A 19,533-nucleotide genomic window follows, 5' to 3' on the forward strand; every position below is an offset into this window, starting at 1 on the left:
CCAAAAAAAATGGGTTACGACCAGTCGACCTCTACATCTGTTCAAATTACCAATCCTTATTTTTCCGATGCAGACCATGATTATGTCTATAAAGCCGGCATTACTTTTTTTGACAAACAATTTGGCGGTATTCTAGTAATTAAAAAAATAAAGGAAAACAATCACCGGGTAGTCTTCACCACCGAATTTGGCAATACTATTTTCGATTTTTCTTTTAAAGACGATGATTTTAAGGTAAACCGAATTCTTAAAGAAATGGACCGTAAGTTATTGCTAAATATTTTAGAAAAGGATTTTAGAAGTCTTATAAAAGAACATATAACCCCTATAGACATCTATAAAAACGAAAACAAAAGTTTGATCAAGACCCAAAACAGATCTAAAAAATACTACTATCTATATGAATCGGATACTTTGACCCAAATTGCACGCATTGCAAATCAAAAAGAAAAAGTAGTTATCAAATTCTCGAAAATAAGTAATAACATTGTAGATTATATACAAATCACACATAGTAACATAAAACTCCAAATTAGATTAACTGCCATTTAAAAACAGCTTCTTTTGGGGAATACAAAACAACTAATATGTTAATTGACGGTCTTTACGAAATATTGGAATATGAGCATGAACAGCAACGGGTCGAGGCCACAATCAAATTGAACAAAGACCATAATATTTTTAAAGGCCATTTTCCTGGACACCCAGTTATGCCAGGCGTCTGTATTATTCAAATTATAAAGGAGCTCACCGAAAAATCATTGAACAAAAGCCTATCGCTCTCCGTTGCCTCCAACGTAAAGTTCATGGCCATTATCAATCCTCAAAAAAACGAAGTCATAAAGGTAGATTTGGCGCTTTCAGAAAATGATGGCGACATTAAAGTGAAAAATACGGTCAGTTTTGACGATACCTTGGCATTAAAGTTGAATGCTACGTTTAAAATAAAAAACGTATGAAATCATTACTCTTCGGTTCTTTGTTTTTTTTGCTTCTTTTCTCGACAAACTTAAAAGAGGTACGTAAGATGTACCCCTTGGCCATGGAAGATTCGGGTATTACAGATGAACTTTACAAAGATCTATCAAATGTCTCCGAAGCGGATAATATTATCCTCTACGGGTATAAAGGTGCCATTTTGACCTTAAAGGCCAAACACGCAAAGAGCATCAAGGAAAAGAAAAATTTCTTTAAAGAAGGTGTTGGCATTATAGAGTCTGCCTTGGCATCGAACCCCGACAATATAGAACTTCGTTTTATTAGGTTAAGCGTTCAAGAAAACGCCCCAAAAATAGTTAAGTACAATACCAAGACCGAAGAGGACAAAAATTTCATTTTAAAGAACCTGGATAAATTGGATAACAATTCGGTAAAAACATTGATCCGAGATTATATTCGCACATCAAAACTTTTTACCGAAGTAGAAAAGGCCACTTTTTAGCTCTTTCTAATGTGTATCTTTGTCCAAATCAACACCCACTAATCAAAAAACAACACCTATCTTAGAAACGTGCCTGCCATCACCACCATACAAGAGCGAATGCAACAACATCGTTGCTGTGTCATAATACCCACATACAACAATGAAAAGACCTTGGCAAAGGTCTTGAACAGTGTCTTAGGGTACACCTGCAATATTATTGTCGTGAACGATGGGGCCACCGATAGCACCCCCGAAATACTAAAAACCTTTTCACAGGTAGAACAGGTGCACCTAAAAAAAAATGAAGGTAAGGGCAACGCTTTAAAAATTGGTTTTAAGACGGCACTTGAGCAAGGATATGAATTTGCGATCACCATAGACTCCGACGGGCAACATTTTGCAGAGGATATCGCTGTTTTTTTAGATGCACTTGAAGCAGAGAAAACTAAGAATGTGTTATACATCGGTGCCCGCAACATGTCGCAATCGGACGTACCCGGAAAAAGCAGCTTCGGTAACAAGTTCTCTAATTTTTGGTTCTGGTTCGAAACAGGAACTTGGCTTACCGACACGCAGTGCGGCTATCGTTTGTACCCATTAAAAGAAATACAAAAACTTAAACTGTACACCCCTAAGTTCGAGTTTGAAATAGAGGTTATCGTAAAGGCTTCTTGGAACGGAACATTGGTAAAAAACGTACCGGTTAAAATATTATATGACGATAAAGATCGCGTATCACATTTTAGGACCGTACCCGATTTTACACGTATAAGCATTTTGAACACTTGGTTTGTTCTGGTAACCATTTTCTATATTAAGCCTCGTAATTTTTTCAGGAAGCTTAAAAAAAAAGGGTTTAAAAAATTTCTTTTGGAAGATGTAATGGGAAGCACCGACTCTCCTTTAAAAAAAGCACTTTCCATTGCTTTGGGCGTGTTTATTGGCCTAAGTCCGTTTTGGGGGCTTCACACATTACTGGTCTTGTTTTTGGCCGTTTTATTCAAATTGAACAAACCCATTGCCTTTGCTTTTTCCAATGTAAGCCTACCGCCATTTATTCCTTTCGTAGTGCTAATAAGCTTACAAATAGGCAGCTGGGTACTTGGTGAGACTTTCACCTTCTCTTTAGAGGGCATTCATCAAAATTTCAACTTCTTAACGCATCTAAAAGCATATATCATCGGAAGCTTATTATTCGCAACGGCCAGCGCATTGATTTTAGGGGGAATTGGCTATCTTACCCTTACATATTGGGGAAAGCGGAAAATAGCCGTTAATAATGGGTAATTTTTTTCTGAAAACATATCATAGTATCAAAAACCATAAGGGCCTTAGCATATCGCTACTTTTGGTAATGGTATCCGTTCTTTTGTTTTTAGCCTCCAAAGTCAATTTTAAGGATGATATCACCGCTTTAATTCCTTCGAACAAGGAAACATTGCGAATTCAAAAAGTACTGAAGTCCATTTCATTTACCGACAAGATCATTGTTAATATTGAAAGAGGTCCCAATACTTCTCTAGACCAACTCACCCAATATGCCTCTGAGTTTACCGATAGTATTTTAAAAGACTATTCGCCCTATGTAAAAAAGGTTCAGGGCAAGGTAAACGATACCGAAGTCTTTCAGATGCTGGACCTGGTCTACGAAAACCTTCCCCTTTTTCTTGAACAGAAAGACTATAAGACCATAGCCCTTAAATTGTCAAAAGACAGTATACAGCACCAAATGGAACAAAATTACCGGTCGCTTATATCACCGTCCGGTATCGTATCTAAAAAAAGTATACTCAAAGATCCTTTAGGGCTATCTTTTATTGCATTAAAAAAACTTCAGAAATTAGGCGTAGCAGAAGATTTTAAACTTCATAATGGGTTTTTACTGAATAAGGAAGAAACAAACATTCTACTCTTTTTAACGCCTGTACACCCCTCTAGCGCCACGGTAGAAAACAAACCCTTATCAGACGGTCTGTATGCACTGGAAAACAAATTCAAGTCCAAATACCAAAACAATATAGAAGTATCTTTTTTTGGTGCCGCCATGGTCGCGGTGGCAAATGCACAACAGGTAAAAACCGATATTTTGTTTACGGTAAGTATCGCCATGATACTTTTACTGGTTTTATTAATAGCCTTTTACAAGAAAATAACTTTACCTATTATCCTGTTTGCCCCCACTGTTTTCGGCGCGCTCCTTGCAATGGCGTTTTTATCGTTGGTACGTGAGTATATTTCGGCAATTTCATTGGGTATCGGAGCTATATTATTGGGAGTCACCCTAGACTATGCCCTGCATATACTTACCCATATTAGAAAAGGACATACTATAAAAATGCTCTACAACGAGGTAGCGCCCTCCATTATAATGAGCAGTCTTACTACTGCCTCCGCATTTTTGTGCCTCTTGTTTTTAGATTCACAGGCCCTTCAGGATCTGGGTGTTTTTGCCTCTGTAAGTGTTACCGGAGCTTCACTTTTCGCCTTGATATTTGTTCCTCAGGTGTATGCATACAAAGAAAGTCTAAAACAGAAAACCAGTTTTTTGGAACACTTGGCCGCATTTGAGTTTCATAAAAACAAATGGGCCATAGGGCTTTTGATCATAGGTATGGTCATAAGTGCCTTTTATTACAACAAGGTAACTTTTAACCAAGATATAAGTAAACTAAACTACGAATCCGAAGTACTTTCAGAAGCTAAGAAAAAGCTTGAAAACCTTACAGATCTAGAATCAAAATCGGTATACCTTTCCACATACGGAGAAGATCGGGAAAAGGTTTTACAGAGAAACGATGCCATTTATGAGGACCTTCAACAACTAAAGAAAAAAAACGAGATTATCAATTTTACCTCGGTCTCCAGTCTTGCCAAATCCTCTAAGACCCAAAAAGGGAAAATAGAATCTTGGAGCAACTTCTGGACATCCATAAAAATAGATTCGTTAGAAAAAAATCTGAATAGTTCTTCAAAAAAACTAGGATTCAAAGAAAGCACTTTTCAAAATTTTTACAACTGGCTCAATGGCGAATTTACCCCAATGTCGCTTTCCGATTTTGAGAAAGTACCATTGTTGAGCATCGAAGACTATATAGTTACGGATACCTCTGGCACTACGGCCACCACTTTGGTAAAACTGAACGATAACCAATTTGATGTTTTAAAAAATAGATTCAAAGATGAGCAGAATACTTTGCTTATAAACAGAAAACAGGTGAACGAGTCGTTCTTGGGTACTCTAAAGAATGATTTTAACCGTTTGTTGATGCTATCGTTGATTACGGTACTTGTTATTCTTGCCTTGTTTTACAGAAGCCTATCGTTGACCATGGTAACCGCGATACCCATATTTCTTACATGGTTTTTAACCGTTGGCATCATGGGGTTGCTGAATATAGAATTCAATATTTTCAATATTATAATCTGTAGCTTTATTTTTGGCTTGGGCGTAGATTATAGCATCTTTGTCACCAATGGTCTTTTGACCGAGCATAGGACCGGCGTTAAAACACTACCCACACATAAGACCTCTATATTGCTATCCATTATTACCACCATTGCCAGTGTGGGAGTCATGGTCTTTGCAAAACACCCCGCACTTTATGCCATCTCAAGGGTCTCCCTTATCGGAATATTCTCTGCCGCCTTTGTTGCCTTTACATTGCAGCCACAGTTATTTCGTCTTTTTATAGGAAATAAGGATAAAAGGCCTATTTCATTACGATATTTCATTCATTCCGTATTGTCTTTCATCTATTTTGGCCTTGGCGGCATTCTATTCTCTATTTATGCATGGATAGCAACCAAAATAAACCCCGACCAAGCTCAAAAAGAAAATATTCGATTTCACAAAGCGGTCTCCAAATTAATGAAATCGGTACTGTACACCAATCCCTTTGTAAAAAAACAAGTTGTAAACCCACATAACGAAACCTTTGAAAAACCGGTAATGATCATTGCCAACCATACCTCTTTTCTAGATATTCTATGCATTGGTATGCTTCACCCTAAAATTGTCTTTTTGGTCAACGATTGGGTATACAACTCACCTATATTCGGAAGGGCGGCAAAGCTAGCGGGAGCCTATCCCGTTTCGGGAGGAATAGAAAACGGAGAGGTCTATTTAAAGAACAAACTGGAACAAGGCTTTTCTTTTATTGCTTTTCCCGAAGGAACACGTTCCACGACCAATAAAATAAAAAGATTCCACAAAGGGGCCTTTTACCTGGCCGAAAAATTAAATTTGGATTTACTGCCCGTATTAATTCATGGCAACTCTGAAGTTTTGCCCAAAGGTAGTTTTGTAATCAGGGATGGCAGTATCACTGTAGAGCTATTACCAAGAATACCGGTCTCTTCCAAAGAATATGGAGAGGACTACACCAAAAAAGGTAAATTGGTAGGAGCTTATTTTAGAAACGAATTTAGAAGATTACGCGAGCAGAAAGAAAGCCAAGATTATTGGAAAAAAACCTTGCTTGAAAACTACCGTTATAAAGGCGATGCCATTTACAAAAGGGTAAAGACCGACCTACAACAACACAGCAAAATATACCTTAAGATCATTAGATCAATAGCCCTTAAAGAAAAAATCGTTCACCTTTCTCAAGATGATGGGCAGTTAGACCTATTATTGTCGTTGGACTCCTTAGACAGAAAAATACACACGTATTTATCAAACACACTATCTAGAGAAGCTTTAAAGGAAAACTTTCTAACAAAGAACCATAGTAAGATCACGGTACACGACACTATGGAAGAAGCTTTGTCTCAACCGGCCAACTTACTCATTATCAATCTTGACCAAGTAGAATTACTAAAAATTAAAAACCTTGACATTCACACCATTATTCTATTGAAGCCCGAGGGAAATCTTGATTCGGAAGAAGTTTTGCATACAGATTTCTCCATTAGTGACCAAAGTGATAATTTTATTGTACTAAACAAAAAAACGCAACATTGAAAAAACATTACGACGTGGTTATTATAGGTAGTGGAATGGGCGGGCTTGTTGCGGCCAATATTCTTGCAAGTGAAGGTCGTAGTGTTTGTGTTTTAGAAAAGAACAACCAGTACGGTGGCAACCTGCAGACATTTGTTCGCGAGCGAACTATTTTTGACACCGGAGTGCATTATATAGGAGGACTCTCCGAAGGTCAGAACCTTTATAAGTACTTTGATTATCTGGATATTTTAGACGGACTCCATTTTAAAAAATTAGATGAAGACGGTTACGACATTATTTCTTTTGGCAATGATGACGACGTATATCCGCATGCCCAAGGATATGATAATTTTATAGCTCAATTGGTCAAAAAATTTCCTGAAGAAGGTGAGGCCATAGAAGCGTATAGTGCTAAATTGCAGGAAATCTGTCATAAATTCCCCTTATACAAACTAGAGCAGGGCAAACCTTATGGCAACGATCCAGAACTATTTCAACAAACTGCCAAGGGATATATTGACAGTATTACCAAAAACGAGAAACTTAGGGCCGTATTGGCCGGCTCAAATCTTTTGTATGCCGGCGACCCCGACAAAACCCCGCTATACGTTCATGCACTATCTATTAATTCTTATATAGAAAGTGCCTATAGATGTGCGGACGGGGGTAGCCAGATCACAAAACTGCTGGTTAGAAAATTAAAAGAAAATGGAGGAGAAGCCTATAAACATAGCGAAGTTGTAGACATCACCTGCGAAAACAAAAAATTGGTATCTGCCACGACAAAAGATGGCAGAGTGGTATACGGAGATCTGTTCATATCTAACATTGAACCCAAATACACCCTAAAATTGGTAGGTGAAGAGAATTTTAGAAAATCGTACAACTACCGAATACAGGAAATGGAAAGTATCATTTCTGCATTTAGTATCCACATTGTGCTAAAGCCCAAAACCTTTAAATACCTTAACAAGAATTATTACCATTTTAAAGATTATAAAAAAGTTTGGGAGGGCCATAAGTATACGGAGGAAACCTGGCCAGAAACATACATGGTTTGTATGGGCGCCAGAAAAAACCAAGATGAATGGGGAGAGCAGCTTACGGCCATCACCTATATGAAATATGAAGAAGTCATGGAATGGGATGACACCTTTAACACCGTTTCTCAAAAAAATGATAGAGGTGCCGAATACCAAGCCTTTAAAAAAAGAAAAACAGAAATATTTTTAAAAGAATTAGAAAAAAAGTTCCCTAATATCAGAGAGTGCATACAATCCGTACATGCATCTACACCATTGTCTTATAGAGATTACATTGGCAACCACCAAGGTTCTATGTACGGTTATGTAAAAGATGTAAACGATCCTTTAAAATCGTTTATATCGCCCAAAACAAAAATCGAAAACCTATTCTTGACAGGACAAAGCCTAAACATGCACGGTATTTTAGGTGTTACCATAAGTGGCGTGGTTACCTGTTCGGAAATTTTGGGAGGCCCCTACTTGGTCAACAAGATCAAGGAAAAGCTTTTAAAGAAAGAAAACAATAAAACCATAGTCTAATGGGAACTTTTAAGACTACACCTATCACCGTTCTAGAAAACATTTCGAAACAAGATTTCATAAAAAACTATTACCGTCCCCAAAAACCGGTCTTGATCAAGGGTATGACCAAAAACTGGCCCGCCTATAAAAAATGGACCCTAAATTACATTCAAAAAAAAGCCGGTGACCAAATAGTTCCTTTATACAACAACGAACCCGCAAAAGACAAACAAAGCGTATACGAACCTGTTAAGGAAATGAAACTGGCCGAGTATATAGAAATATTAAAAACAAAACCTACGGACTTAAGGATTTTCTTTTATGAGATCCTAAAAAAGATGCCCGATCTTGCCCAAGACTTTGAATACCCCGATATAGGGCTCAAGTTTTTCAAAAAACTTCCGGCCCTGTTCTTTGGTGGTGGAGAATCGAAAGTGTTCATGCACTATGATATTGATTTACCCGACAGTATGCATTTTCATTTTGATGGCCATAAGCATGTAACCTTATTTTCTCCAGATCAGACAAAATACCTGTACAGGGTGCCATATTCCATACATAATTTAGAGTCCATAGATATGGACAATCCTGATTTTGATACCTATCCGGCACTTAAATATGCGCAAGGTATTACCGCACAGATGGAACATGGCGATGCTCTTTATATGCCCAGTGGCTATTGGCATTACATAAAGTATTTGGACGGTGGTTTCTCTATGACGCTACGGGCCTTGCCCAGAAAACCGAAAAAATTCATCCAAATGCTATATAACGTAATGATCATGCGTCATTTCGATAATTTTACAAGAAAGCATTGGGGGCAAAAGTGGCTGAATCATAAAGATGAACTGGCCATAAAAAAAACACATAAAAACCTAGCAAACATTCTTAAGTGAAATACCTAAATACCGCACATCGTTTTATTGTTCTTTTCCTGTTCATGGGCTGCATGGTTTCGTGCGGTGTATCCAAATCATTAAAAGAAGAAATCGATGTTTCACAATATCGAACAGAAATTCCAGATCGGGTACAGATCAATGATACTACCTATACCATAGCCAATAACTTTTTACGAAAGAACCAGCAGGGTCTTTGGGAGCTATATGTAACCGGAAACCCCTTAGAACTTGGTTTAAAAACAGGCAGCCTAACACAAGAATTGTTTAATGAACAAGAAGATGTTTTCATAAAAAAAATCGACGAGCTGGTGCCTTCGAAAGGGTACCAGAACCTACTCCGAAAATTTTTAGCTTGGTTTAACCGCAAGATGTATCTGAACATTGACGAAAAGTTTAAGGCGGAGCTTTATGGTGTATCACGTTATGCGTCCCCTAATTACGACTATATTGCCAAACCTTACCAAAGGGTCATGTACTTTCATGGAGCCCATGATATCGGCCATGCCTTACAAGATTTGGCGTTAGTAGGCTGTTCTTCTTTTGCGGCATGGGGAGACCACACCGCAGATGGTAAATTATTAATAGGTCGTAATTTCGACTTTTACGCAGGGGACGACTTTTCGAAAAACAAAATTATCTCATTTATTAAACCAGACGACGGCCATGCCTTTATGTCCGTTACCTGGGGCGGAATGATCGGGGTTGTATCCGGCATGAACGACCAAGGGCTTACCGTCACCATAAACGCAGGAAAATCACAATTTCCCTTAGTTGCCAAAACCCCTGTTTCTTTGGTGACAAGAGAAATTTTACAATATGCCTCTACGATAGACGAGGCTATCGAAATTGCAAAAAAGAGGGAAGTATTTGTATCTGAAGCCATTTTTGTAGGTAGTGCAAAAGATAAAAAAGCGGCCCTCATTGAGGTTTCACCAAATAACTTCGGTGTTTACCAAGTTGAAAATTCCAATCAATTGATCTGCGCCAACCATTTTCAAAGTGCCGCTTATTCAAATGACAAAAAGAACCAAAAACATATTTTAGAAAGCCATTCGCAATATAGGTATGAGCGTATGGAAGAACTTTTAGAGGAAACGGAAAAGGTAACACCCGAGAAAGTAGTGTCTATCTTAAGGGACAAAGAAGGATTGAACGAAAAGAAAATCGGTTATGGCAACGAAAAAGCACTGAATCAATTGTTGGCACACCATGGCATCGTTTTTAAACCAGAAGAACTATTGGTATGGGTTTCAAGCAACCCATATCAATTAGGGGAATTTGTAGCATATGACCTAAACGAGATTTTCAATACCGCAAAAGACCCTAAGCACGATGTGGCAAAAAACGACCTCAACATAGCAAAAGACCCTTTCTTACAGAGCAAAGAATATAAAAACTACGAACAATATCGGGTATTGAGAAACCAAGTACAAGACGCCATTGCCGATGAAGCAAGAATAGAAAAACCTGTTTTGCACCAACTTATTGAACTAAACCCCAATTTCTGGGAAGCCTATTATTTAGTAGGTCTTTACAATTACAAAAAAGGATACGACCGGGTGGCCTTGGATTATTTTGAAAAAGCGTTGGAAAAAGAAGTGACTACCGTACCCGACAAAAAAAACGTTGAAAAACTAATTCGTAAAATAAAAAGGTAATGGCTTATGCAGCATCACCAAAAAAAATCTTTGTCTTTTTGGCATAAAACAACCCCGAACACATTAGGTTGCCCGGGGTTTATATAAGCTATTACTTTCCTAGCATTAAAAGCTCGTTACACCGTATCTCGGTAATGTACCGCTTTTCACCTTCTTTAGTTTCATAAGAACGATGCGTCAACTTACCTTCTACCGCAACTTGTTTTCCCTTTAGCAAATACGTTTCTACAATTTCTGCGGTCTTGCCCCAAGCAACAATGTTATGCCATTGGGTATCATCTACCTTTTCTCCTTTTGCGTTTTTATAACTCTCTGTGGTGGCCAAAGAAAATTTGGCAAGTTTGGTACCATTTTCCATGGTAATGATCTCTGGGTCCTGTCCCAAGTTTCCAATCAACTGTACTTTGTTTTTAAGTGCGTTCATAATTATTTTTTTATCGTTAAACAGTTAATACTATCGAACCTCCTTGATCCGACACTGCAAACCTAAAACCATCGTCGAACACGAGTCGGTAACAAAACACTTAATTTCGTTTGTAATCGTTTACAGTCGTTTAAAAACTTTTAAACATCTATAATACAGTTGTTTATATAATTTTAAGTTTTCTATCAAAAAACGCTTATCTCCTATTTTCGCATCACAAGCATTTTTTTGCTACCTTAAAAGTTTAAAGAGAATCTCTATGGAAACAGATTTTGAAGTAACAGACAATCCCTCTCAAAACCGCTACGAAGCAAGGGTCGAAAATGCCATTGCAAAAATCGAGTACACAAAAAAAGAGGATAAAATATATTTGACCCATACCGAGGTACCCCAATCTTTGGCCGGAAAAGGAATTGGCTCTAAATTGATATCCAAAGTTTTGGAAGACATAGAGCAGAAACAATTAAAACTGATACCTCTATGTTCTTTTGTTGCTTCTTATCTACAACGGTATCCGGAATGGAATAAATTAGTCATACAAGATGCTAATACAGAATAAAAAACTGCTATCACATTTTATTATCACAGCACCGCAACTTCAATAACACACACATCATTAACACCACCGATCAAAAATAACTTATGGAATTAGCCATACACAATTGGATGAGGGCCGAAACGCTAGAACATACCCTCAACAGAATATCAAAATTAGATTACGGATATATAGAAATACAGGGCACCCCTGAAAATTACGACACCCAAAAAGTGCAATTATTATTAGACGTATATGGCATTAAATGTTGGGGGTCCGTGACATTGATGTTGGAAGACCGTAACCTTTTGGCAAAAGATGTTGCACAAAGAAAAATGTCGGTTCAGTATGTAAAGGATATTGCAAAAATGGTCTCAGAACTTGGCGGATCGGTGATATCGTTGGTACCGGCGACCGTGGGCAAGATTATTCCCGATGCTACCCCCGACCAAGAATGGGAATGGGCCGTGGAGGGCATACAGGAGATATATAGGTATACCGAAGACCTTGGTCTAAAAATTGGTATTGAACCCATTAACCGTTTTGAAACCTATTTTATCAACCGTGGTGAACAGGCCCTTGCCTTGGCAGAGGCCGTAGGCAGTAATTGTGGGGTTTGCCTAGATACATTTCACATGAACCTGGAGGAGGAAGACCTTTACAAAACGATAAAAAAAGTAGGCAAACGCTTGGTAAACTTTCATGTTGCCGATAACAACCGTATGGCCCCGGGAATGGGCCATTTAAATTGGAACAAAATTATCACCACGCTTAAAGAGATAGGTTATGACAAGGTACTTTCCGTGGAGTTCTGTGCCCCTTTAGACCGTACGCCCGCAAATCCTTATCCAAATTCTATAGACACCAACCCAGAAGGGCTATCTGCCGAACAAAAGAAATTTTTGGAAGATCATGGAAGCTCTGCCATTACCGATGAATTTTATACCATGCTGACAAAAAAATCCATAGAAACCTTAACCAAATTGATATAAAAGCATGAAAATAGCCAACATAGAAGCTTTTTGGTTGCGATGTCCCATTCCAAAAGAAAAACAACACTTTAGCGATTACGGACTTCTCACCAATTTTGACATGACCTTGGTAGTCGTTACCACAGAATCGGGCCTTCAAGGTTTTGGAGAAGCAAAAGCGGCCGTTGGCTCCTCAGGTTCCTGCGCCAGTATTGTCAGTTGTATCGAAAACGAATTAAAACCACAATTGATCGGCCAGGACGCCAGACATATTTCTCGAATATGGGAACAGGCCTACAACGGCACTAGAGACCATTATGCCCTTTCTAGGGGCCGTAAGTTCCCTATCTTGGGAAGAAGGGGACTTACCATTTCTGCACTAAGCGGTATAGATACCGCACTATGGGATATTAAAGGAAAATCGTTAGGAGTTCCGGTAGTGGAACTTTTAGGCGGTAGTTGTAGAGATAAAATGCCTGCCTATGCCAGTGGTGGATGGGCAAAAGTCGATGCTATAGGCGAACAATTAAAAAGTTATACCTCAAAAGGGTTTTCGGGCGTAAAAATGCGTGTAGGCGTAATGGACGAGAATGTAAAGACCAGTATAGAAAGGGTAAAAGCGGCACGCAAAGCTCTACCGGACCACATTAAGTTAATGACAGATGCCCACGGAACTTTCAGCGTACCTGAAGCAAAACAATTTTGTAGAGGTGTTGCCGATTGCAACCTGTACTGGTTTGAAGAACCTATAAGCCCTGACAACAGAATCGGAACTGCCGAAGTTAGGGCAAGTACAGATATTCCTATAGCGGCGGGAGAAAGTGAATACACCGCTTTCGATATACGAGACATGATATCGGAACGCGCACTGGATGTTCTACAACCAGATTGCGCCATTATTGGTGGTATTACCGAAGCCATGCGGGTCTCTCAATTGGCACATACCTATCAATTAGAGCTAGCGCCACATTGCTGGGGTTCTGCTTTTTCTTTTATGGCAGGAGTATCGGTGGCATTTGCATCTCCATCGGCCAACGTTATTGAATTTTCATTGGGTGGAAACCCCATGATGTACGATCTGGTAAAAGAGCAAATTAGTGTAGACGACAAAGGTATGATTACAGCTCCCAATAAGCCCGGATTGGGATTAAACCCTAATTGGGACTTTGTAAAAGAATTTAAACAATAAACCATGGCAAAAGCACTAAAAATAAATCATGTAGCATTGATCGTTAGCAACTTAGAGGAAGCTTGTAGGTTTTACGAAAATGAACTGGGACTAGAGCCCATTCCCGCATTTTTGTTCGACTACCCTACGGCATTCTTTAAATTCAACGAAGAACAACAGTTACACCTAACGGAATGGGAAGACAACTACTCTTTTAGAGGTCATATATGTGTACAGGTCGATGACATCAATGCTCTTTTTTTTCGTATGAAAGAATTAGGCATCATAGATGTTAAACCTTGGGGAAAAGTCCGACAATTACCCGATGGGGCCATTCAGATGTTTGTACGCGACCCCTCTGGAAATTTGGTTGAACTATCATCGGAACCCGGCGCCTATATAGATCCTAAAATATTTGAAGACGAACTCTATAAAGATGGCATCTATGTCTCTGGAAGAAATGATTTTAGAGGTTACAAAACCAAAGACGCAACACTATACCATAATAAATAGATGTCTAAAACAATTTTACTTCTAGAAACCATTGCAGATGATGCGATGCATTTGCTAACATCGGACAAAGACCTGATCATTTTACAGGGTTACGACGAACCTTCGATACAGAAACATATAAAAGAACATCAAATAGATGCCATCATTACCAGGGGAAAAGGTCAGGTTAGGTCCGAACTTATGGATGCCTGCCCCAACCTCAAGGTTATTTCAAGATGCGGTGTAGGGCTAGATAATATTGATGTTGCCGAAGCTACCAAAAGAAATATCAAAGTAGTAAACGCCCCCAACTCCAACGCCAATACCATTGCAGAACATACCATCTCTTTATTGTTAATGTTGCAACGCAATCTCTATAATGCCATTACCATGGTAAAAGAAAACCGATGGACAGAACGTGGAGGCTATATCGGTGATGAATTACATGGAAAAACATTGGGCATCTTGGGCCTTGGGAATATTGGTAAAAAGGTTGCTAAAATAGCCGATGCATTCGGCATGAACGTTATTTATTGGAGCTCAAAAAAAGAAGATGTCCCCTACCCTTTTAGGTCTTTTGACACAGTTCTTAGTACGGCCGACTGCATCAGCCTACATTTACCCTTAACGCCAAAGACAGAAAAATTAATAGATAAAGATGCCTTGGCCAAAATGAAACCATCTGCCTTATTGGTCAATACCGCAAGAGGTAAGATAATAGACCAAGAGGCTCTTTACGAAGCCCTTCACAATAAAAAAATAGGAGGTTTTGCAGCGGATGTTTTGGCCGAGGAACCCCCAATACCAAACAATCCATTATTAAATTTACCAAATACATGTATAACGGCCCATATAGGCAGTTTAACAAAGACTACCTATAACCATATGTGTATGCTGACGGTAAAAAACACCATCGCAATCTTAAGAAACGAAAAACCTGCGAACAACTGCATTTTTAATCAACAAGAGTTGAAAAAATAAACGATTCACCATTATAAATTAAAACTACAAACCATTACCCTTTTTACTTATCGGTTCTTATGAAGGCCATATACAACTAATAATAGATCAAGATCTGTTAGAGCTACGCGTTTTAGATTTTGCACTAACTACTAAAGATATGGCCAACGGTGCCAATGTATTATTGAACACCCTTCTTTCCTTGGATAAAAAGATGAATTAAAACAAAGAAGCAATATTCTATTTTCGACCTATATTCCTTAACTTGTTAGCTAATTCCAAACACCAATGAAAATGAAAAAATCGAGCTTTCTAACATTCTTTTGTTTTTTATTTACAGCCATCATCGGTTGGTCACAGACTACCGAAGAAATTGTTGCTGCCATAGAGAAAGAAGCCATCGAAAATTCTCAACTAGAACAATTGGCTTACGAACTAATGGACTATAACGGACCTCGATTGGTAGGTACTCCCCAAATGAAATCTGCACATGATTGGGCCGTTAACACCTACAAAAAATGGGGCATTAGTGCAGAAAACCAACAATGGGGAACATGGCGTGGTTGGGAACGTGGCATTACCCATGTAGACATGGTTTCGCCTAGAGTAGCCTCTTTACATGCCACACAATTGGCCTGGAACCCAAGCACAGGCAAAAAAGGAGTTACTGCCGAACTGATAATATTACCCAAGGTTTCGGATTCACTGGCCTTCGCAAAATGGTTGCCGAACGTAAAAGGTAAGATCGTAATGGTAAGCATGCCACAACCCACGGGAAGACCTGATGAAAATTGGGAAAAATTCGCGACCGAAGCTTCATTTGCCAAAATGAAAAAAGAAAGAGAGGCATTGGAAAAAGAATGGCGTGAGAACATGGAAAATACCGGATACTCCAGCAGAACCATTAACAAAGCACTGGAAAAAGCCGGAGCTGTTGGCATTGCCCAATCTAGATGGTCAAAAGGTTTTGGCGCCAATAAGATATTCAGTGCCGGAACCGACAAAATACCCGTGGTAGATATCTCTTTGGAAGACTACGGAATGTTGTACCGTATGGTAGAACATGGGGCAAAACCAGAAATAAAAATCGTTGCGGAGTCCAAAGAGCTTGGCGAGGTACCTACTTTTAATACCATTGCTACCATACCCGGTACAGAACTACCGGACGAGTATGTGATACTTTCCGCTCATTTCGACTCGTGGGACGGGGCAACAGGTGCTACCGACAATGGTACCGGAACCATTACCATGTTAGAGGCGGCCCGCATTCTTAAAAAGGTATACCCAAACCCTAAAAGAACCATTATCATCGGCCATTGGGGAAGTGAAGAACAAGGCTTAAATGGATCAAGGGCATTTGTAGAGGACAATCCCAAAATTGTTGCCGGCCTACAGGCTTTGTTCAACCAAGATAATGGAACAGGCCGAGTTGTTAGAATATCCGGTCAAGGGTTTTTACACTCATATGCCTATTTAGGAAAATGGTTAGAGGCCGTACCTAAAGCTTATAAAAATGAAATTGAGACCACTTTCCCGGGTGCTCCAGGAGGTGGGGGATCCGATTATGCCTCTTTTGTGGCAGCAGGGGCACCCGCATTTTCGCTAAGCTCTTTAAGCTGGGATTATTGGAATTACACCTGGCATACAAATTTGGACACGTATGATAAAATAGTTTTTGACGATGTTCGTAACAATGCCATTCTAACAGCTATATTAACTTATATGGCCTGTGAGGATCCAGAAAGAACATCGCGCGAAAAAGCGGTATTGGGCACTAACCCTAGAACGGGCGAACAACGAGAATGGCCGACCCCAAGAAGCCCGAACAGAAGAGGTGGTCTAGATTAAAAAGACCCTATTTGCGTATCGTGGCTTTATTGATCCCAAATTTCTTGATTATCCGTGGCCTGCAGCGCTTTTTTAATGGCATTGCTCCACAGGGCGTAACCGCTTTTGTTCAGATGCAGTCCGTCTGACATATAAAGTTCGGGAATAGGCCTGTTTTCGGTGGTGATCATTTGCCCAAAAACATTGATATATTGCCCATTAAGCTCCGATATAATGTATTTTGAAAGTAAGAGGTTCGTTTCCATGATCAATGGAATAAGGGCCTCTCTTTCTACACTTGGTTTTAGACTTATTAGGGCCAGTTCTATATTTGGGTACTTATTGTAAATTAACTGCACGAGCTCTTTACAGTCCGCCAAGACCTCTTGCGGGGTCTTGCCTTCGTTTAAGTCGTTTTCGCCCGCATACAACACAATTTTATAAGGGTGGGCATCTTTGAACACTTCTTCAAAATAGTGAATACACCATGCAAACGAAGAGCCGCCAAAACCTAGGTTCACTACATTCATGGGTGCAAGGTCTCGTTGCATGTTTACCCATAAACGAACAGAAGAACTACCATAAAATGCGATTAAATTTTCTTGCGAACTTAATTGTGCAATTCTTCTTTTTAACCGCTTGATCTCGTTTCTCCAAATTTCTGGGGGTTCTTGACCATCTGATCTGGTAGGTGCCATAAATAAATTTTCTGCCCTGTCTATCGCCTGTTTAACATCTTTCTTGTATTGCAACTGATACTCATTTACAAAATTGACAAGGTCCTCTACTTTTCTAGAGGGCACTTTATCGCTCAACTTAAAAGGCTTTTTTATACAGCAATAGTACAGCGATTTTCCTATTCTATGATCAAAATTAACCATAACTACCGGCACTATAAAAGGTTCGGGAAAAGAATTCATCGCTAACTTAAAACTCCCCAATTTAAAAGGTCCGGGAGATTCTTCGGTTCTATACGAAGTACCTTCGGGGCTTATAATAAGGTTATAGTTGTTCTCAAGATATTTGGAAGCCTTGCTATAAAAGATGCTTCGAGATGCTTTCTTTTCTTCTGCCGTAGTCTCTTCTGACTCTTTTGTATAAACATTTATATAGCCCAATCGATCATAATAATTTTGATGCCCATACTCTTGCCCCTTCCCTATCCTAACGGTTCTTATACCCGGTTCCCCGTATTTTTTATAGAGAACCATAGCACTTAAAAAATGAGAATCGAGGGTAATTTGAAAGTTATTGTTAAGAGTATAATAAGTATCGTTTACCAGATGATTGTAAATAAAAATATTCCCCGAATTATCCGGTAGATTCTCCCAACCCTCTACAACATGGGGTACTTTTTCAAAAACTTTTAAAGTTACTTCCGCACAGGCCCTTCTGCTCATTTCTGGATCCACATTGTCACGTTCGGCCACCACTTCATATATATGGCGAAGTCCGTTAATAAATGTAAGTTCCTTTTTGTCTTCGGCAAGTAACTCTAAGCTCAGCGATGCCAAGTGCCGTTCCAAGGCGGTACCACTGTTCAATATATTTCTCAATGCCGAATAGGCAAAAGGCTTGGTATTTATATTTGCCAACAAATGTGGTACTTGATGCAGCGGAGATGCCAGTTTAATTCTAGATTTATTATTGTTGATCAGTTGATATACTGCCTGAAGATTATGCTTTCCCAAAAGCCCTACATACCGTACAAAGGCCGCATTCATCTGATTCCCCATAAGCCAAAGCAACTTCTCATAAAAAAGAGTTTCAAAAGCCCTGTCCCTGACAAACAATGCAATTAGATCCCTTTGGGGAACAAAGTACGCCGAGGTCTTTTGGGTTGTTATGGCCGAACAAATATCCTTCTCTTCCAACAACGATGACCAACCAAAAATAAATCCCGAATTTTTAATGGAACGTTGCCTGATTTCTATATTATTCTCTACCCTTTTTATCGCCACTTCACCATGAATCAATATAAAAAGGCCGTTACTAGACCCATCTTGTACATAAAGCACCTCATCCGGTTCATATTCTCTTCTCTCGGCTATATTGGCCATAGATTTAAGATACTTTTCTTCAAAAAAATCAAGAAAGGGCGATCGTCTCATCAACGATACTATTTCAGACTGTTCCGTATCGGGAGTAATATAAAATTCACGGTCTTCTACAAAAGGCTGAAACCTTACCGGGCTCAATAACTCCGTTTGTTTTAGAAGTGCCGTCCTTAATTGATGATAAAGTTTTACCCCAATACTTTTAAGCAACAAGTTTTGGGTATCGTTACGAATAAAATCCTCCAATTTTTTAAGGGGTATCTCATAAAAAATGGCCTTTGGCGACGCTATAACGCCCTTATAGGTATAGCGCTTTCGCTGATTAAACCCATTAAGCCCAAGCGTTGTATAAGGTTCGGTAATGGTACAGACCAAAATATCGTTGTCCGGATTCTCTACAGCAATATAATAATCTACGCTACCCTCTATAAGCCACCGAAAGGTCTTTACTTTCTTATGTATATCACAAATTATATGATCCTTTAAATATGCGGTAGCTTTGCCTTCCGGAAAATACTCCTTTAATCGTTCAATATGCATACTTTCTCCCAAAAACCAATGTCTTTTATACCCAAATAAGGCCAACTAACTTATTAAGTTTTAACCGAAAACCGAAACATAGGCACC

16 protein-coding genes are annotated in these 19,533 nt (G+C 39.1%); 14 read left to right on the forward strand and 2 right to left on the reverse strand.

From position 1 onward, the window contains the following. The first annotated feature begins 9 nt into the window (after window positions 1–9). The 8 genes from AB657_RS11365 (at window position 10) to AB657_RS11400 (ending at window position 10,472) form a co-directional block, all read left to right on the forward strand. The gene (locus AB657_RS11365) at window positions 10–552 is read left to right on the forward strand and encodes a hypothetical protein (protein ID WP_157491691.1); all 543 of its coding nucleotides are present in this window, start codon (window positions 10–12) and stop codon (window positions 550–552) included. Window positions 553–587: 35 nt separating this feature from the next. Beyond that, a complete protein-coding gene (locus tag AB657_RS11370; RefSeq protein ID WP_047246593.1) occupies window positions 588–959 on the forward strand; it encodes a hotdog family protein in 372 nt (123 codons plus the stop codon). Next, window positions 956–1,441: a hypothetical protein gene (locus AB657_RS11375; RefSeq protein WP_047246594.1), complete on the forward strand. Its 486-nt coding sequence runs from the start codon at window positions 956–958 to the stop codon at window positions 1,439–1,441. The genes AB657_RS11370 and AB657_RS11375 overlap by 4 nt, the downstream gene beginning before the upstream one ends. A gap of 99 nt (window positions 1,442–1,540) precedes the next feature. Further along, on the forward strand, window positions 1,541–2,710 hold the full coding sequence (locus tag AB657_RS11380) for a DUF2062 domain-containing protein (protein ID WP_047246595.1): 1,170 nt from the start codon (window positions 1,541–1,543) through the stop codon (window positions 2,708–2,710). Beyond that, the gene (locus tag AB657_RS11385; protein ID WP_047246596.1) at window positions 2,703–6,386 is read left to right on the forward strand and encodes a 1-acyl-sn-glycerol-3-phosphate acyltransferase; all 3,684 of its coding nucleotides are present in this window, start codon (window positions 2,703–2,705) and stop codon (window positions 6,384–6,386) included. The genes AB657_RS11380 and AB657_RS11385 overlap by 8 nt, the downstream gene beginning before the upstream one ends. Beyond that, entirely contained in the window at window positions 6,383–7,933 is a 1,551-nt protein-coding gene (locus tag AB657_RS11390; RefSeq protein ID WP_047246597.1) for a phytoene desaturase family protein, read from the forward strand. Before AB657_RS11385 ends, AB657_RS11390 begins: the two co-directional genes overlap by 4 nt. Then, a complete protein-coding gene (locus AB657_RS11395) occupies window positions 7,933–8,811 on the forward strand; it encodes a cupin-like domain-containing protein (RefSeq protein WP_047246598.1) in 879 nt (292 codons plus the stop codon). Before AB657_RS11390 ends, AB657_RS11395 begins: the two co-directional genes overlap by 1 nt. 44 nt (window positions 8,812–8,855) lie before the next feature. Next, window positions 8,856–10,472 (forward strand): acyl-CoA--6-aminopenicillanic acid acyl-transferase, encoded by a 1,617-nt coding sequence (locus AB657_RS11400; RefSeq protein WP_047246599.1) that lies wholly within the window; start codon window positions 8,856–8,858, stop codon window positions 10,470–10,472. Between the two features lie 91 nt (window positions 10,473–10,563). On the opposite strand, the gene AB657_RS11405 is transcribed toward AB657_RS11400, so the two are convergent. Then, window positions 10,564–10,896 carry a single-stranded DNA-binding protein gene (locus AB657_RS11405; RefSeq protein ID WP_047246600.1) on the reverse strand — a complete coding sequence of 111 codons (333 nt, stop codon included), beginning with the start codon at window positions 10,894–10,896 and terminating at the stop codon, window positions 10,564–10,566. Window positions 10,897–11,155: 259 nt separating this feature from the next. On the opposite strand from AB657_RS11405, the gene AB657_RS11410 reads away from it, so the two are divergent. The 6 genes from AB657_RS11410 to AB657_RS11435 all read left to right on the forward strand — a co-directional run bounded on the left by AB657_RS11410 (window position 11,156) and on the right by AB657_RS11435 (window position 16,870). Continuing rightward, window positions 11,156–11,455, forward strand: a complete 300-nt coding sequence (locus tag AB657_RS11410; RefSeq protein ID WP_047246601.1) for a GNAT family N-acetyltransferase — start codon at window positions 11,156–11,158, stop codon at window positions 11,453–11,455. Window positions 11,456–11,538: 83 nt separating this feature from the next. Further along, window positions 11,539–12,423 carry a sugar phosphate isomerase/epimerase family protein gene (locus tag AB657_RS11415; protein WP_047246602.1) on the forward strand — a complete coding sequence of 295 codons (885 nt, stop codon included), beginning with the start codon at window positions 11,539–11,541 and terminating at the stop codon, window positions 12,421–12,423. A 4-nt stretch (window positions 12,424–12,427) separates the two neighbouring features. After that, window positions 12,428–13,591 carry a mandelate racemase/muconate lactonizing enzyme family protein gene (locus AB657_RS11420; RefSeq protein WP_047246603.1) on the forward strand — a complete coding sequence of 388 codons (1,164 nt, stop codon included), beginning with the start codon at window positions 12,428–12,430 and terminating at the stop codon, window positions 13,589–13,591. 3 nt (window positions 13,592–13,594) lie between these two features. After that, a complete protein-coding gene (locus AB657_RS11425; protein WP_047246604.1) occupies window positions 13,595–14,083 on the forward strand; it encodes a VOC family protein in 489 nt (162 codons plus the stop codon). Continuing rightward, window positions 14,084–15,043 carry a 2-hydroxyacid dehydrogenase gene (locus tag AB657_RS11430; protein WP_047246605.1) on the forward strand — a complete coding sequence of 320 codons (960 nt, stop codon included), beginning with the start codon at window positions 14,084–14,086 and terminating at the stop codon, window positions 15,041–15,043. Between the two features lie 273 nt (window positions 15,044–15,316). Next, entirely contained in the window at window positions 15,317–16,870 is a 1,554-nt protein-coding gene (locus tag AB657_RS11435; protein WP_047247955.1) for a M20/M25/M40 family metallo-hydrolase, read from the forward strand. A gap of 26 nt (window positions 16,871–16,896) precedes the next feature. Here AB657_RS11435 and AB657_RS11440 read toward each other — a convergent pair whose 3' ends face one another. Further along, window positions 16,897–19,458: a cyclic nucleotide-binding domain-containing protein gene (locus tag AB657_RS11440; RefSeq protein ID WP_047247956.1), complete on the reverse strand. Its 2,562-nt coding sequence runs from the start codon at window positions 19,456–19,458 to the stop codon at window positions 16,897–16,899. Window positions 19,459–19,533: the final 75 nt, after the last annotated feature.

This window comes from Maribacter thermophilus, assembly GCF_001020565.1.
GTDB classification, from domain to species: domain Bacteria; phylum Bacteroidota; class Bacteroidia; order Flavobacteriales; family Flavobacteriaceae; genus Maribacter; species Maribacter thermophilus.